Source organism: Streptomyces ochraceiscleroticus, assembly GCF_000720485.1.
Lineage (GTDB): Bacteria > Actinomycetota > Actinomycetes > Streptomycetales > Streptomycetaceae > Streptomyces > Streptomyces ochraceiscleroticus.
In genome coordinates, this window is the sequence record NZ_JOAX01000022.1 from 110,684 (window position 1) to 126,001 (window position 15,318).

15 protein-coding genes are annotated in these 15,318 nt (G+C 68.9%); 6 read left to right on the forward strand and 9 right to left on the reverse strand.

The features are described from left to right. Window positions 1-149 precede the first annotated feature (149 nt). Window positions 150-1,175, forward strand: a complete 1,026-nt coding sequence (locus tag IG84_RS0125875) for a LacI family DNA-binding transcriptional regulator (protein ID WP_031062006.1) — start codon at window positions 150-152, stop codon at window positions 1,173-1,175. 56 nt (window positions 1,176-1,231) lie between these two features. Here IG84_RS0125875 and IG84_RS0125880 read toward each other — a convergent pair whose 3' ends face one another. From IG84_RS0125880 to IG84_RS0125895, 4 genes are all read right to left on the reverse strand, one after another. Continuing rightward, on the reverse strand, window positions 1,232-1,705 hold the full coding sequence (locus IG84_RS0125880) for a carboxymuconolactone decarboxylase family protein (protein ID WP_031062008.1): 474 nt from the start codon (window positions 1,703-1,705) through the stop codon (window positions 1,232-1,234). Window positions 1,706-1,831: 126 nt separating this feature from the next. Further along, window positions 1,832-2,680, reverse strand: a complete 849-nt coding sequence (locus IG84_RS0125885; protein WP_031062011.1) for a putative RNA methyltransferase — start codon at window positions 2,678-2,680, stop codon at window positions 1,832-1,834. 224 nt (window positions 2,681-2,904) lie between these two features. Beyond that, window positions 2,905-4,491: a flavin-containing monooxygenase gene (locus tag IG84_RS0125890; protein WP_031062013.1), complete on the reverse strand. Its 1,587-nt coding sequence runs from the start codon at window positions 4,489-4,491 to the stop codon at window positions 2,905-2,907. Then, window positions 4,484-5,494 carry an alpha/beta hydrolase gene (locus IG84_RS0125895; protein ID WP_078649401.1) on the reverse strand — a complete coding sequence of 337 codons (1,011 nt, stop codon included), beginning with the start codon at window positions 5,492-5,494 and terminating at the stop codon, window positions 4,484-4,486. Before IG84_RS0125895 ends, IG84_RS0125890 begins: the two co-directional genes overlap by 8 nt. Before the next feature lie 244 nt (window positions 5,495-5,738). Between IG84_RS0125895 and IG84_RS0125900 the strand changes: the two genes are divergently transcribed. Further along, window positions 5,739-6,782: an AraC family transcriptional regulator gene (locus IG84_RS0125900; protein ID WP_211266520.1), complete on the forward strand. Its 1,044-nt coding sequence runs from the start codon at window positions 5,739-5,741 to the stop codon at window positions 6,780-6,782. A 100-nt stretch (window positions 6,783-6,882) separates the two neighbouring features. Then, window positions 6,883-7,389: a lamin tail domain-containing protein gene (locus tag IG84_RS0125905; RefSeq protein ID WP_031062020.1), complete on the forward strand. Its 507-nt coding sequence runs from the start codon at window positions 6,883-6,885 to the stop codon at window positions 7,387-7,389. A gap of 94 nt (window positions 7,390-7,483) precedes the next feature. Here IG84_RS0125905 and IG84_RS0125910 read toward each other — a convergent pair whose 3' ends face one another. From IG84_RS0125910 to IG84_RS0125925, 4 genes are all read right to left on the reverse strand, one after another. Continuing rightward, window positions 7,484-8,818, reverse strand: coding sequence for an alpha/beta fold hydrolase (locus IG84_RS0125910; RefSeq protein WP_037800874.1), 1,335 nt, complete (start codon window positions 8,816-8,818; stop codon window positions 7,484-7,486). A gap of 94 nt (window positions 8,819-8,912) precedes the next feature. Beyond that, window positions 8,913-9,887 (reverse strand): ROK family protein, encoded by a 975-nt coding sequence (locus IG84_RS0125915; protein WP_051862421.1) that lies wholly within the window; start codon window positions 9,885-9,887, stop codon window positions 8,913-8,915. Further along, a complete protein-coding gene (locus IG84_RS39035) occupies window positions 9,884-10,411 on the reverse strand; it encodes a pyridoxamine 5'-phosphate oxidase family protein (RefSeq protein WP_281179383.1) in 528 nt (175 codons plus the stop codon). The genes IG84_RS0125915 and IG84_RS39035 overlap by 4 nt, the downstream gene beginning before the upstream one ends. A 110-nt stretch (window positions 10,412-10,521) precedes the next feature. Continuing rightward, window positions 10,522-11,127 carry a TetR/AcrR family transcriptional regulator gene (locus IG84_RS0125925; protein WP_031062032.1) on the reverse strand — a complete coding sequence of 202 codons (606 nt, stop codon included), beginning with the start codon at window positions 11,125-11,127 and terminating at the stop codon, window positions 10,522-10,524. A 72-nt stretch (window positions 11,128-11,199) separates the two neighbouring features. On the opposite strand from IG84_RS0125925, the gene IG84_RS0125930 reads away from it, so the two are divergent. Continuing rightward, window positions 11,200-12,153 carry a DMT family transporter gene (locus tag IG84_RS0125930; protein WP_037800875.1) on the forward strand — a complete coding sequence of 318 codons (954 nt, stop codon included), beginning with the start codon at window positions 11,200-11,202 and terminating at the stop codon, window positions 12,151-12,153. Further along, the gene (locus IG84_RS40815) at window positions 12,153-12,332 is read left to right on the forward strand and encodes a hypothetical protein (protein WP_245659611.1); all 180 of its coding nucleotides are present in this window, start codon (window positions 12,153-12,155) and stop codon (window positions 12,330-12,332) included. Before IG84_RS0125930 ends, IG84_RS40815 begins: the two co-directional genes overlap by 1 nt. A gap of 75 nt (window positions 12,333-12,407) precedes the next feature. Here IG84_RS40815 and IG84_RS0125940 read toward each other — a convergent pair whose 3' ends face one another. Beyond that, window positions 12,408-13,280 (reverse strand): hypothetical protein, encoded by an 873-nt coding sequence (locus tag IG84_RS0125940; protein WP_031062038.1) that lies wholly within the window; start codon window positions 13,278-13,280, stop codon window positions 12,408-12,410. Between the two features lie 485 nt (window positions 13,281-13,765). On the opposite strand from IG84_RS0125940, the gene argG reads away from it, so the two are divergent. Continuing rightward, window positions 13,766-15,217, forward strand: coding sequence for an argininosuccinate synthase (gene argG, locus IG84_RS0125945; protein ID WP_031062040.1), 1,452 nt, complete (start codon window positions 13,766-13,768; stop codon window positions 15,215-15,217). The last annotated feature ends 101 nt before the right edge of the window (window positions 15,218-15,318 follow it).

Below are 15,318 nucleotides of genomic sequence, written 5' to 3' on the forward strand. Positions count from 1 at the left end.
TGTCGCCGCTCGCGCTCTCCTGTCAGTCTGATCAGCTCAGGACCGTCATTCAATCCGCAGCAAGCCATCAAAAACCCCTCATCGCTCCCCTCATTGATCCCTTCAACAACTCCTGTCATCGATTCCTGTCGTCCAACCCTGGAAGAGTCATGCGACACCCTTATCCGATCAAGGAGATCGCCCGTCAGGCCGGGCTGAGCGAGGCCACCGTCGACCGGGTCCTCAACAGCCGGGGCGGCGTGCGGGAGAGCACCGTGATGGAGGTGCACCAGGCGATCAAGGATCTGGACCGTCAGCGGACCCAGGTACGCATTGGCGGACGCACCTTCATGATGGACATCGTGATGCAGGCACCGGAGCGGTTCTCCACGGCCGTACGCAACGCGCTCGAGGCCGAACTGCCGTCGCTGCAACCCGCCGTGATGCGTTCGCGCTTCCACTTCCGAGAGACCGGCCCGGCCTCCGAACTGATCGCGACGCTGGACAGGATTGCCAAGCGCGGTTCACAGGGAGTGATTCTCAAGGCCCCGGATCTGCCCGAGGTCGGGGCAGCTGTCGGCCGCCTGGTCGCAGCCGGCATTCCGGTCGTCACCTTGGTGAGCGACCTGCCCAGCAGTGCGCGCCTGGCCTACGTCGGCATCGACAACCGCGCCGCCGGTACCACCGCCGCGTACCTCATCGGTCAGTGGCTCGGCGAGCGCCCGGGCAATGTGCTCACCACCATCAGCCGCGGCTTCTTCCGCGGCGAGGAGGAACGCGAGATGGGCTTCCGCAGCGCCATCCGCAACACCCAGCCGCACCGCACCCTCGTCGAGGTCACCGACAGTGACGGCCTGGACGCCACCCAGTACGACCTCGTACTCGACGCGCTCCAACGGGACCCGTCCATCAACGCGGTCTACTCCATGGGTGGTGGCAACGCGGCAACCGTGGCGGCGTTTGACGCCCTCGGGCGCCAGTGCGCCGTGTTCATCGCCCACGACCTGGACCACGACAACACCCGGTTGCTGCGCGCACGACGGCTGTCCGCCGTCCTCCACCACGACCTGCGCCAGGACATGCGCCGCGCCTGCCAGACCATCATGCGCGCCCACAAGGCACTGCCCGACGAAGGGCCCGCGCTGCCCTCGGCGATCCAGGTGGTCACGCCGTACAACATGCCGCCCGTGGCGTGAACGACGTCCCGGGCACCGGCGAGCGGCGCCCGGGACGTGGCCTCCTCAACTCCTCGTCAGTCGAACTGGCCGACCTGGTAGTCACCGGCGGGCTGCTGGGTGATGACGTTCCCGCGGTTGAAGGCGTTGATGATGGCGATGACGCACACGAGGGCGGCGAGCTGGTCCTCGTCGTAGTACTTGGCGGCATTCGCCCACACCTCGTCCGGGACCCCGCCGGCCGCGTCGGCGATGCGGGTACCCTCCTCGGTCAGTTCCAGCGCGGCGCGCTCCGCATCGGTGAACACCGTGGCCTCGCGCCAGGCCGCGACCAGGTTGAGGCGCACCGCGGTCTCCCCGGCGGCAGCGGCGTCCTTGGTGTGCATGTCGATGCAGCCGGCGCAGCCGTTGATCTGGCTGGCACGCAGCATCACCAGTTGCTGCGTCGCCGCCGGCAGCGACGATTCGGCGAGCGCCTTGCCCGCGGCGATGAGGTGCTTCATGGCCTTGACCGCGACCGGGCTGGCCATGAGGTTCAACCGAGCATTCATGGTGCACTCCTGTGTCCTGCGTCGTTGTTACTGGTTACCCCTTGGACGGCTCGACCCGGCGAGATGTGACATGGGTGAATGTGACGCGCATCACGCCTTTGCTCTGTCGTGTGCGGCCGTTCGGGATCACCGAGGCCGGTAGACGGTGGCAAGCAGGGAGACGGTGACCTGGCCGGGCAGGAGGCCGTCGTTGTCCAGGCCCGCGAGGTTCACATGGCGTGCGCTCGGCGTCATTCCCACCAGGTCGAGGGCTTCCCTCCTGGTCAAGGGCATGGCGTACGCGACCTGTTCAGTACCGGTGGCCTTGAAGAAGGGTGTCAGCGCCCGGTGCAGGCGCTGTTCCTTGTCCGGGTCGATCGCGACCGTAGTGGGTACTTGGCCGCGCAGTTCGGCCAGGTGGCTGCCCGTAGGACGCACCACGATCAACCGGCCGGTCGGGCGCAGCACTCGGTGGAACTCGGACGGGTTGCGCGGGGCGAAGACATTCAGCACGACATCGGCCGCCCCGTCGGCCAGCGGGAAGGGACGGAAGACGTCCCAGGCCGCCGCGGCGGCTCGCGCATGGACCCGGGCCGCCGAGCGCAGTGCGCGCACCGAGGTGTCCAGTCCCAGACCGCGGGTGCCGGGGAACCGGTCGAGGACGCCGGCCAGGTAGTAGCCCGTGCCGCACCCGACGTCCACGATCGTGCCCTGCTCGGGCACGGTGCCGGCCGTGAGGCGGACCAGGGCTTGGCGGATGGGCGCGTACTTGCCGGTAGCCAGGAACCGGTCCCGAGCCCGGATCATGGCAGCGTCGTCGCCGCTGGTGGCGCGGGTGCCCGTCAGGAGACTGACGTAGCCGTGGCGGGCGACGTTGAAGGTGTGGCCTGCCGGGCAGCGCAGTGCGCCACGGTCGAGGCGGAGACCGGCGCGGCACGTCGGGCAGCGCAGCAGGGTGAGGAACGGTATGAGGGCAGGGGGAAGCGACACAGGCACAAGGCACTCCTGGCAAGGGCGAAGGGGAGGGATCGTGCCTGCACGAACGTGGTTCACGGAACAGGCACGCCAAGGAGGGCGACGCCGTCCGGCATCGCCCTCACGGCCTCCCGGTCACAGGAAGCAGCAGTGCGGAGTGCTCATGAATGCCATACCTGGAGTTTACAGAGCCAGGAGACCGTGGCCGGGAGTGGTTTACCCCTCACAGGGCCGGGCAGCTCAGCTCAGCTCAGCTCGAACCCGTGGTAGTGCGCCACCGCCACCCCGTCGCCGATCTGTTTGTAGGTGCCGACACCGCCGGCGAACGGCATGAACACCCGCTGTTTACCAGGGATGTTGGCGCCCATGTACCACGACGCGGCCTGCGGCATCACCGTGAGGGCCGCGACGTCGTTGGTGGTGTTCACCCAGTTGTCCTCGGCGTCGGGCGCCGGCTCCATGCGGTTCAGACCGTGCTCGCGGAGGTACTCCAGCGCACGGGTGATCCAGTCGACGTGGTACTCGATCGAGGTCATCATGTTGGACAGCACTGATGGGCTCTGCGGCCCGGTGATCATGAAGAGGTTCGGGAAGCCGGCCGACATCAGACCGAGGTACGTACGAGGGCCGTGGGCCCACTTCTCCCGCAGGGACCGGCCGTCACCGCTCCGGATGTCCATGGCGTTCAACGCGCCGGTCATCGCGTCGAAGCCCGTGGCGAAGATGATCACGTCGAACTCGTGCCGGGTCTCGCCCGCGACGATCCCGCGCCGGGTGATGCGGTGGATCGGCTGCTCGTTGATGTCGACCAGCGACACGTTGTCCTGGTTGTAGACCTCGAAGTAGCCGGTGTCGACGCACATCCGCTTGCTGGCGATCGGGTACGTACGCGGCGACAGCTTCTCCGCGAGCTGCGGGTCCTTGACCTTTTCCCGGATCCGGCCGCGTACGTACTCGGCGGCGACCTCATTGGCCTTCATGTCCTTGAGGATGTCCTTGAAGGCGCTGGAGAAGCACAGGCCGCCGTCGGCCCAGCGCTTGCCGAACTCGCGCTGCACCTCGTCGATTTCGGTTTCGACCAGGGATCGCGTACCGCTGTGGCACTGGAACCCGGTACGCGACATCCGGCTGTACTCCCGGATCTCGCGGTAGCGCGTTCTGGCATCGGCCAGACGCTCGTCGTTGGGGCCGTTGTGTGCCGGTACGGCGAAGCTCGGCGTGCGTTGGAATACCGTGAGCTCGGCGACGACCGGCGCGATCGCGGTGATCGTCTGCAGTCCGGAGGAACCGGTGCCGATGACGGCGACGCGCTTGCCGGCCAGGTCAACGCCCTCGTGCGGCCAGCGGGACGTCCAGTACACCTCTCCCGCGAAATCCTCCAGCCCCTCGAACTGCGGCCGGGACGGCACAGAGAGGCATCCGGTCGCCGCGATCACGTACTGCGCTGTGCGAGACGTGCCGTCGTCGGACGTCACCGTCCACTGGCGGCCGTCACCGTCCCAAGTCAGTGTTTCAACACGGGTGTTGAAGGCGATGTCCTTGCGCAGGTCGTACCGCTGCGCGACGTGCTGCGCGTAGGAGAGCAGTTCCGGTTGCGCGGCGTACCGCTCGCTCCAGTCCCACTCCTGCTCCAGCTCCGGATCGAAGGAGTACGAGTACTCGACCGACTCGATGTCGCAGCGCGCCCCGGGGTAGCGGTTCCAGTACCACGTGCCGCCGACATCGTCGCCGGCCTCGATGACGCGTGCGTCGAAGCCGAGCCGGCGCAGCCGGTGCAACTGGTACATGCCCGCGAACCCGGCACCGATGATGATCACGTCGTGGTCAGACATGGAGTGCGCCTCCCCTGGCCCCCTCAGCTCCCTTGGCGTCCGCTTCGTACACCTCGCACGACTCGTACGAGGCGACGAAGTCGTTGATGTGGTCCGCGACGAGTCTCATCCCCGCCTCCTGGCCGGGCAGGAGCTTCGCCATCTGGAAGTACGCGTGCATCTGGCCCTTGGCCTCTGCCAGCGTGACCGTCACCCCGGCGGCCTCCAGGGCCTTCGCGTAGGCGACGCCTTCGTCGTGCAACGGGTCGTACTCGGCCACGTAGACCAGGGCCGGGGGCAGTCCCGCGTGACTGTCGGCGCGTAGCGGGGACGCGTCAGGGTGCTTGCGCGCCTCCTCGTCCGCGAGGTAGTGGCCCCAGAACCAGATCATGGTGTCCCGGCTGAGCAGCAGTTGGTTCTCGGGCGCGAGGCAGGAGGGGGTGTGGAGATCGCAGTCGGTGACGGGGTAGATCAGGACCTGGTAGTCGATCCTCGGGCCCGCCTTGTCGCGTGCCCACAGCGCCATGACTGCGCTGATGTTGCCGCCGGCGCTGTCGCCCGCGACGATCAGCGGGACACCTTCGGGCGCCAGCTCTGCGGCATGCTCGGCCACCCAGCACAGACCGGCGTAGCTGTCTTCGATCGCGGTCGGGAAGGGGTGCTCGGGGGCCTTGCGGTAATTGACCAGCACGACGGTCGACTGCGTTGTGTTCGCCAGCTCCCGGCCCAGGTGGTCGTACTGCAGGTCGATGTCACCGAGCACCCAGCCCCCGCCGTGGAAGTACACGATGATGGCCTTCGGCGCGTCCTTGCCCGCGGGCTTGAGTATCCGGGCCCTGAACTGCCCTCCCTCGCCGTCGAGTTTGAGGTTACGGACCGATCCGACCTCCGGGCCCGGGCCGCTCAGGCCGGCGAGGATCGGCCCGCTCATCCGGGCGATGGCCGGTGTCGACTCGTGGATCGCCGGGCCCTCGGCCTCGGCCAACTGGGCGAGCAGAGCCTGGGATGCGGGGTCTAGGGGCATGCCGCCTTCTCTCCTGTGATGCCGGTTACGGTCCTGTGTGATGCCGGTTACGGTCCTGGTGGTCCACGGTAAGGACGGGTTCCGCTCGGCGGCAGAGCACGGGAGGCCACAACTCGGCCGTTCCGGCCACCGAACCGGTACGGGCCGATTGACGCCGGATCCCCCGTTGGCGAGACTGACCAAAATGACCGAGAGATCCGCGGCTCACGCGTCATCCCAGGCGACGTCCCGGGTCATCGCGACCATGAGGGACCCGTGGGATCACCCGCGGACCATGGTCGGCGTCGCGATCCTGTGTGAGTGGGCCGCTCGGCAAGGAGTCGACGTCGGCGCCCTGCTGCGGGGGTCCCGCATCACCCCGCGGAGCCTGGCCGACCCCGACGAACTACTGGAGGCACAGCAGGAGATCGCGGTGATCCGCAACCTCCTCGACGCCTTCGACAACCGACCGGGACTGGGCATCGAGCTCGGACGGCTCTACCACCTCACCGCGTACGGCTACTTCGGCTATCTGCTCGCGGCGTGCTCGTCGGTGCGGGAGACGATCCGGTACGGCCTGCGGTACACGCTGCTCACCTTCGCCTTTTCGACGATGACGGCCCAGATCAGGGAGCCGGGACAGTACGTCCTCGGGATGGAGTCCGACGACGTACCCGAGGACATCCGGCGCTTCGTCGTCGAGCGGGACGTCGCCGCCACCGTCCAGATCCAACGCGAAGTCTTCCCGGGGCCGAACGGGGTCCCCCTGCGCGAGGTCAGGCTGCCGTTCGAGATCGACGAGACCCGGCGGCCACCGGTTTATCGCGACCATTTCCAGGTGCCGGTGCGCTTCGGGCACCCCCGTGCCGAGCTTGTCTTCGATGCCCGGTACCTCGATCAAGTGCCGCCGATGGCGAACACCCACACCGCGTTGGTCATGATCGAGCAGTGTGAGCGGATCCGGACCGAGCGGCTGCACTGCACCGGCGTCTCGGCCCAGGTCCGCGCCCACCTGCTCGACCGGGGCTCGCTCGACATCAGCCTCGAGGACGTCGCCGAGCGGTTGCACTACGCCCCGCGGACCCTGCGACGACGCCTGGCCAACGAGGGGACGACCTTCCGGGCGATCCTCGACGAGGTACGGCGTGGCGTCGCCGAGAGCCTGCTGCGCGACCCCTCTGTCCCGCGGTACGAGATCGCCCAGCTCCTCGGCTACCAGGACTGGTCGAGCTTCCTCCGCGCACGGAGCCGGTGGCAGGGGGGGACGGGCACCCGGGACCCGGCGTCGCCGGCAACTACTTCCGAGTGACGGCGAACACTCTCCGAGACCATTACCAACTCTTCACTCATCCTTCACATTGCGTATAAGCTCCTGTCGCTCCGTCAGACCGTGAACATGGGGGAATCCCTTGCGCAAGAGCCCTGTCATAGCCACCGCCACGGCCACTGCCCTCGCCGCCGGCGCGCTGGCCGTGCTCGCCGCCGCCCCGGCCCAGGCCGCCGAGTACCACTCGGCACTGAAGATCCGTGGAGTCCAGTACGACGCCCCCGGACGGGACTCCAACAGCTGCTCCTACGGCAACACCGACGAGGAGTATCTGACGATCAAGAACTACTCGGCCTCGGCGACCATCAACCTCAAGGGCTATGTCGTCAAGGACGCGGCCGGCAACCGCTTCAAGTTCAGTGCCAGCCATTACCTTCAGCCCGGCGACTACGTGAAGCTGCGCGGCGGCTACGGCACCGACTCCGACTCGCGCAACGTGGTCTACCGCGACAACTGCAACTTCATGTGGAACAACGACCGCGACACGATCTACCTGTACAAGCCCTCCGGCAGCCGCTCGGACGTCCACTCCTACACCAAGAGCGGATCCGACTCCGACCGCAACGGCTACATCCGCTTCCACAGCTGACCCGAGAGCTGCCCCGGAAGCTGCCGCGAACGCACGCGGCCCCGCCTCCCGGACGGAGGCGGGGCACACCCGGTCACGAACTCGACAAGGTGCGTCAGATCCGGCCGCAGGCCATGCCCAGGAGGCGGTCGAGGACCGCGGGGTCTGCTCGTACGCCGTCGTGGGCGTGGGTGTTGGTGATCCAGGGGCGGAGGCCGCGTACCAGGCCGGCGGTGGCCAGGGACTGCTCGCGGTCGACGAACATGTCGTCGTAGTAGACGGCGGCGGTGACCGGGACGTTGTTGTCGGCGAGCCGGTCCAGGTCGTACAGCGCCGGCCAGTCGGTGCGTTGGGCGAGGATGTCCGCGGTCTCGCGCAGCGGTACGAGGGCGGGGTCTTCCTCGAACTGCCAGGGGTAGATCATCTCGCCGGTGAACCGGAGCGGGCGGTGCGGGCCGTCCCGATCCTGGCCGTCCGCGTCGAACTCCGGGAATTCCTCGCGGATTCGATGGGCCGACCAGTCGGTGGGGCGGTCGCCCTGGGCGTAGATCGGTTCGTGGAGGACGGCGTAGAGGGGGCGCGGGGCGTAGGAGACGACCGCGTCGACGCCGCGCAGGAAGGAGTCCGACAGCTCGGGGCCGCTGGCGCCGTCGACGAAGGCGGATTCCAGGAGGTAGTGCAGGGTGTCGAACCCGGATGACGTGCCGAAGGTGATGCCCATGGTCTGGAAGCGGCGGACGCTGAGGCGCTCGCCGGACGGCATCCGTACGTCGTGCGAGGCCAGGTGGGCGGCGACCGCGTCGACGAGCCGCTGGTCGCCCGGGTAGCGGTCGAAGTAGCGGTCGTTGTGGGCGAGCGTGCGGCGGTACGCGGCGCGGTACACGTCGTCCGCATGGCCGGTGAGCGGCGGCAGGCCGCCGGTGATGAGCACCCGCTCCAGACCTTCCGGCGCGAGGCTCAGGTACGTCAGCGCGCTGAAGCCGCCGAAGCTCTGTCCGAGGACCGTCCAGGGCCGGTCGCCGCGCAGTCGGCGGCGCAGCAGTTCGGCATCGCGCACGATCGCGTCGGCACGGAAGTGTCCGAGATACTCGGCGGCCGCGGCGGCGTCCGCGTGGACGGCGAGGGTGCGGCGGTCCGCCGGGGTGGAGCGGCCCGTGCCGCGTTGGTCCATGAGCACCACGCGGTAGTCCTTGAGGGCGCGGCGCAGCCAGGCGCCGGCCGCGTTGGGCCGCTCGGCGTGGCATCCGGGGCCGCCCTGCAGCCACAGCAGAAGGGGCGGATCGCGGTGTTCGTGTTCCGCGGCGACGACCTCGCGGGCGAAAAGGGTGATCGTTGGGCCGCCGTCGGGGCGGGTGTGGTCGAGCGGTACGTCGAGGGTGTGGTCGGTGCAGACCATGCCGTTGTGCCGGTATGTGGTCGTGGGTGTTGTGGAGGACGTGGGGGGCGTCATGGGCGGGCTCCAATCGTCAATGGCGGGGCTCCCATGATGCGATGACGGGGATGTGGACCCCGTCCTTCGCGATGGCCTCGCCGTCGAGGTCCGCTCAGATCGTCGGCGTGCCGGCGCCGGTGCGGTCGCCGAGCGAATCCCAGGCGAGCAGACCGGCCCCCAGGCAGCCGGCCTCGTCGCCGAGAGCGGCGGGCAGTACTTCCGGCATGACCTGGAACGTCAGCCGCTCGGCGAGCTGTTCGCGCAGAGGGTGGAACAGCAGGTCGCCGGACCGGCCGAGGCCACCGCCCACGATGACGGCCGAAGGATCGAAGAGGGTGACGCCGAGAGCGAGCGCATCGGTAAGCGCCTCCACGGCCTCCGCCCATACCTTGGCCGCGATCCGGTCTCCTTCGGTGGCCAGCCGGACCACGGTGGCGGCGTCCGCCGGGGCTCCGCCGTCCAGTCCGGCCAGCCGCCGGTACCGCTTCACGACAGCGGGTCCGCCCGCCAGCGTGCTCACACAGCCGCGCTGGCCGCAGCCGCACCGGTCGCCCCCGGGCCGCACCACCACATGCCCGAGTTCACCGGCCCGCCAGTGCCCACCGGTGAACGGCCGCCCGCCGAGCATGACCGCCGCCCCGACACCGGTACCGACGGGCACGAAGAGGAACACCTCGCGGCCGCGGCCGGCGCCGAGCCGCGCCTCGGCAACGCCGCCGGCCCGTACATCGTGGCCCAGCACGACTGGCAGGCCGGTGCGCTCGGCCAGCAGCCTCCGCAGCGGCACGTCCCGCCAGCCGAAGGAAGCCGAGAAGACGGCGACGCCCGCCGACTCGTCGATCACACCGCAGGCCGCGACGCCGAGGGCGCGGACCGCCACACCCTGCGCCACCGCCGCGTCGACGAGGTCCGCGGCACGGTCGAGCACCGTGCCGACGATCGCTTCCGGGGCACGCCCGGCAGCCTGTACGGGGTGGTGGGCAACGGCGCTCAGCGCTCTGCCGTCCGGGGCGACGAGGGCCGACTTGATCGCCGTACCGCCGATGTCGAGCCCGAGCACGGCGCCTTCGCCCGAGGGGCGGCTCACGCGGTCCCGCTGAGGCGTCCGGTGCGGAAGGGAATGGTGACGCGGTGGCTGACCTCGTCCCCGTGCACGGGGTGGCCGTCGGGGTGCAGTACCGAGTACGACTCGATCCGCGCCCGGTACAGCCGGTTGGGGGCGGTGTCCCGGAACTGCGCGGGCGGCTGGTACCGCTTCGCACGGGCCGCCGGGTCCGGGTAACGGCGCGAGTAGTACACCTCGCAGCCCTCGGCCAGGGCGTCGCCGTGCAGCACCTCGGCCCGACCGCTTGCATAGAGGCCCTGGCCGCCCCCGTCGGTCGGATTGGAGTCGAATACGACGATCGAAACCACCGGATTGTGCTCGATGTTCAGCGAATGCACGGCGTCCATTCCGGAATACCAGTAGAAAGCGTCCTGGTCGTCCCAGGCGTGCGCCAGTGGAGTCACCATCGGGACTCCCGCGGCGGAAGCGGTGCCCAGTGTCATATAACGAGTCGTGCGAAGGATTTCGCCTGCGGTCTCGCAGAGTTCCTCGATCGAGACGGACACGGTGCCCTCCAGTCGCCCCGTTGCGGAATGACGGCTGCCCGGTCGGACGCATACGCGGAATATTCCGCGCGCTCAGTGTAAAGAGGCCCGGCAGTCACGCCCAGAGTTCTTCAGCCCATGTCCGGGTGAACCCAGTCGGCAAGGAGGGCCTGCGCCTGTTCGCGGGCGTGGGGGATGGGGTCGGGGAAGATGTTCAGGCCGTGGGCGACGAGTGCTCCTTCGTGAAGCAGCATGAGTGTCCGGGCCAGAATGCCGGCCTGATCGGGGGCGATGTCCTCGGCGAGGCGAGTGAACAGGTCGAGCATCCACCGCTTCTGTCCGGTGATGATCGGATAGGCCGGGTGGGACGGATCGCTGATCTCGGCATGGGCGTTGACCATGCTGCACCCCTTGGAGTTGTGGTCCAGCGCCCATGCGTGCGAGGCGTCGAAGACGGCCAGGACGCGCGCCGACGGCGCCGGGTCCGCGGTCGCCAAGTGCTGGGTGAGGAACGCCTGCCAGCGCTCGTCGCGGTCCGCGAGGTACTCCACGACGATCTGCTCCTTGGAGCCGAAACGGTCGTAGAGGGTCTTCTTGGTCACCCCGGCCTCGGCGGCGATCAGATCCACGCCGACGGCATGGATGCCCCGCTCGTAGAACAGCCTCGCAGCGGCCTCCAGCACACGCAGCGCGGCAGGCGTCATCGTGATCCGTCGTGGCTTCTCCGTAGCACCCATGCCCAAAAGTATACCGATCTGTATAGTGAGTGGGAGACGACTATACCGATCTGTTTAGTGGAGTGGTGGGCTGTGAACTTCCTGCTCTCGATCGCCTTCGTGCTGTGCTGGAGCTCCGGGTTCATCGGGGCCAAGCTCGGTGCGGGCAGTGCTTCCGCGGTCACGATCCTGATGTGGCGGTTCCTGCCGCTGGCCGTCCTTCTGATCGCCGTCGCCGCGACCGCCGCCAGAACGTCATGGCGGGGTCTCGCGGTACGGGACGTGGCCAGGCAGGCCGTGATCGGTGTGCTGTCGCAGAGCGGCTATCTGCTCACCGTCTACTACGCGATCCAGCTCGGGGTCTCCAGCGGCACCACGGCCCTGATCGACGGCGTCCAGCCCCTGGTCGCCGGAGCGCTCGCCGGACCGTTGCTGCGCCAGTACGTCTCCCGCAAGCAGTGGCTCGGTCTGTGCCTGGGGGTGAGCGGCGTCGCCATCGTCACCACGGCCGATGCCTCGACTGGCGCCGGTGTGGCCTGGTGGGCCTATCTCATCCCGTTCCTCGGGATGTTTTCGCTGGTCGCGGCCACGTTCCTCGAAAGCCGCTCCCGCACGCCGGTCGCGCCGACGGTGTCGATGACCGTCCACTGCGTCACCAGTACCGTCATCTTCACGGCACTTGCCGTGAGCACCGGAGCCGCGGAGCCTCCCGCCGAGCCCTCGTTCTGGGTCGCGATCGCCTGGCTCGTGGCCCTGTCCACCTTCGGCGGGTACGGACTGTACTGGCTCATCCTGAAGCGCTCCGGAGTCACCAAGGTCAACACGCTCATGTTCCTGATGGCCCCTGTCACGGCAGTCTGGGGAGCCATCATGTTCGGTGAGGCGTTCGGCCTTCAGACCGCCCTCGGCCTGGCCGTCAGCCTTGCGGCAGTCGTCCTCGTCCACCGTGGTGACACCTCATCCGCCAGGGTGTGCGCACGGGACACGGCCGGTACCGGGGCCAGGGCCGGGGCCAGAACCTCCGGAACGGCCGAGTACGACGTGTGATGCGTTGCGCGCGTCAGGATGTGGCCGGGCGCGGGGAGCCGGTGGGGCTGCTCGCCGAGGTCGACCTGGACATGGCCGTCAACATCGAGCACGAGGACGCCGCGTACAGCCGGACCGAGGGGCTCGCCCTGGCCGCGAAGGACCCGGGCTCCTGCGGAGGGGAGCCCGGGTTCTCATAGGGCGCTGTCCGTGAAAAACATGTCAGCCATGACGGCTACGTCGGCCGTATCAGCCACGGGGCCGGCCGGCATGCCTCACTTCAGCACCACGACCTTGTGCATTCCCTCGGCAACGTGCGGGTGCCCGGTCTCGTCGTCCGGGACGAAGCAGAGCAGCGCGTAGGTGCCCGGGGGGAGGTGATGGTTACTCAGGAGGGCGGTGCGGCCGGGGGAGATGGCGCCCAGGCCGAGGGACGGACCGGTGAAGGGCGGCGCGCCGGCCGAGGTGCTGCTGAACGCCTTCTGGATCTGTTCGTCCGTGGTGCCCGGTGCCACGGGCTGGAGCGCCATCTCGTGGATCTCGTCCGAGGCGTTGTGGACCAGGATGTTGTCCTCGGCCTTGCGCAGGCCGTGCACCTCGAAGCGAGGACCGTCTTCGGTCTCCTTCGTGGTCACGATGCTGTCGGGGAAGTCCGCGCGCCCCTTGGACGATTCGCCGTGCAGTTCCAGGGTGCGGATGACCGGATGGGTCGGGTCCTTGAGGAAGGCGGAGAAGTCCAGCAGGACGACGGTGCCCGCGGTGATCGGAGTGGTGAAGGTTGCAGGCACGGACGGGGTCACCTGGGCCCCGCCGTACAGCTCCGCCTCGTCGCGCACCGATGAGACACCCTTGGCGGCGGCAGCGGGGTTGTCGCCGACGGCCATGGCCAGGTGGGCGAGCACCTTGTGCACCGAGGCGCCGTGGCGCGGCCGGAACGCCTGGAGGAAGCGGCCCTCCGAGTCGTCGGTCGTGACGTGGAAGTCGACCAGACCGGCTCGCGCGTGGTCCGGTGCGTGGATGCCGGAGGCGCCGATGGACACCTCGATGGGCTTGCGGGCATCGTCGCCGTGGCGCGTGGCATCGGCGGTGGCCACGCCGCCGAGCGGGGTGAAAGCGAAGGCGAGGACGAAGGCGAGGGCGGCGGTCACAGCCCTCGCCCCGTGTCTCTGCAGTGCGGTACGCATGACTCTCCTGTCGTGGTGTGTCCCCCCGCACAGAGCGCACCACTTTTGCGGCTGATGAGCCGTCAGCCACGCAGAGGACAGGCCCGTTCGGGGTATCGCCCGACGACCTGCGGATACGTCGTAGGACTATCGCCGCTCCGTCGACATGCGACTTCGACGCTGCACGAGGGCGAGGGCGGGACCCGCCAATTCGCGGGCGGCGCGTCGGCGACACAGCGGACGCGACCCCGAGCCGGGTTTCCCTGGCGGGCGGCGCGGTGGACCGGTGGTCCTGCGACGCGAAGGCGGGGTGACGACGGTCGTGACCAGCCGTATCTCCCTGGATCGGGGGTTCACAGTGGCCCGGAAGAAGTGAGCGGACGGAGTCGCTGAGGAAGTGGCAGAGGGGCCCCGACCCGGCGGGCGGGGTCCCCCTTGCATGGTCATACGGGATGTTGCATAATCTTGCCATGTCCAAGGTCCTCACCTCCCTGCCCACCGGCGAGCGCGTCGGCATTGCCTTCTCCGGCGGACTCGACACCTCGGTCGCCGTCGCCTGGATGCGCGACAAGGGCGCCGTCCCGTGCACGTACACCGCCGACATCGGTCAGTACGACGAGCCCGACATCGCGTCCGTGCCCGGCCGTGCCTCCGCGTACGGCGCCGAGATCACCCGGCTCGTCGACTGCCGTGCCGCGCTGGTCGAGGAAGGGCTGGCCGCGCTCTCGTGCGGCGCGTTCCACATCCGGTCGGGCGGGCGCCCGTACTTCAACACCACGCCGCTGGGCCGCGCCGTGACCGGCACGCTCCTGGTGCGGGCCATGCTCGAGGACGGCGTGCAGATCTGGGGCGACGGCTCCACGTTCAAGGGCAACGACATCGAGCGGTTCTACCGCTACGGGCTGCTCGCCAACCCGCACCTGCGGATCTACAAGCCCTGGCTGGACGCGGACTTCGTCACGGAGCTCGGCGGCCGCAAGGAGATGTCGGAGTGGCTGCTCGCGCACGGGCTGCCGTACCGGGACTCGACGGAGAAGGCGTACTCCACGGACGCCAACATCTGGGGCGCCACGCACGAGGCCAAGACCCTGGAGCACCTCGACACCGGCATCGAGACGGTCGACCCGATCATGGGCGTGCGGTTCTGGGACCCGTCGGTGGAGATCGACACCGAGGACGTCACGGTCGGCTTCGACCAGGGGCGCCCGGTCACGATCAACGGCAAGGAGTTCGCCTCCCCGGTCGACCTGGTCATGGAGGCCAATGCGATCGGCGGCCGGCACGGTCTGGGCATGTCCGACCAGATCGAGAACCGGATCATCGAGGCCAAGAGCCGCGGCATCTACGAGGCGCCGGGCATGGCCCTGCTGCACATCGTCTACGAGCGCCTGGTCAACGCGATCCACAACGAGGACACCCTGGCCGCGTACCACAACGAGGGCCGGCGGCTCGGCCGGCTGATGTACGAGGGCCGGTGGCTGGACCCGCAGGCGCTGATGATCCGCGAGTCGCTGCAGCGCTGGGTCGGCGCGGCCGTCACCGGCGAGGTGACGCTGCGGCTGCGGCGCGGCGAGGACTACTCGATCCTCGACACCACGGGCCCGGCGTTCAGCTACCACCCGGACAAGCTCTCCATGGAGCGCACCGAGGACTCGGCGTTCGGCCCGGTGGACCGGATCGGCCAGCTCACCATGCGGAACCTGGACATCGCCGACTCCCGTGCGCGCCTCGAGCAGTACGCGGGCCTGGGCCTGGTCGGCAGTAGCGTCCATCCGACGCCGATCGGCGCCGCGCAGGCGGCCTCGACCGGTCTGATCGGCGCGATGGACCAGGGCGGCGCTCAGGCGATCGCCTCGCGCGGCGAGGTCTCCGCCGAGGACGAGGCGCTGGACCGCGCCGCGATGGAGTCCGGCACGGACTGACACCGGTCACCGGTTGTACATAGGTACACCGGTTGTACATAGGCACCTGGACAGCGGGCCCCGGCGAAGGCATTCGCCGGGGCCCGCTGTCACGCGTTGTG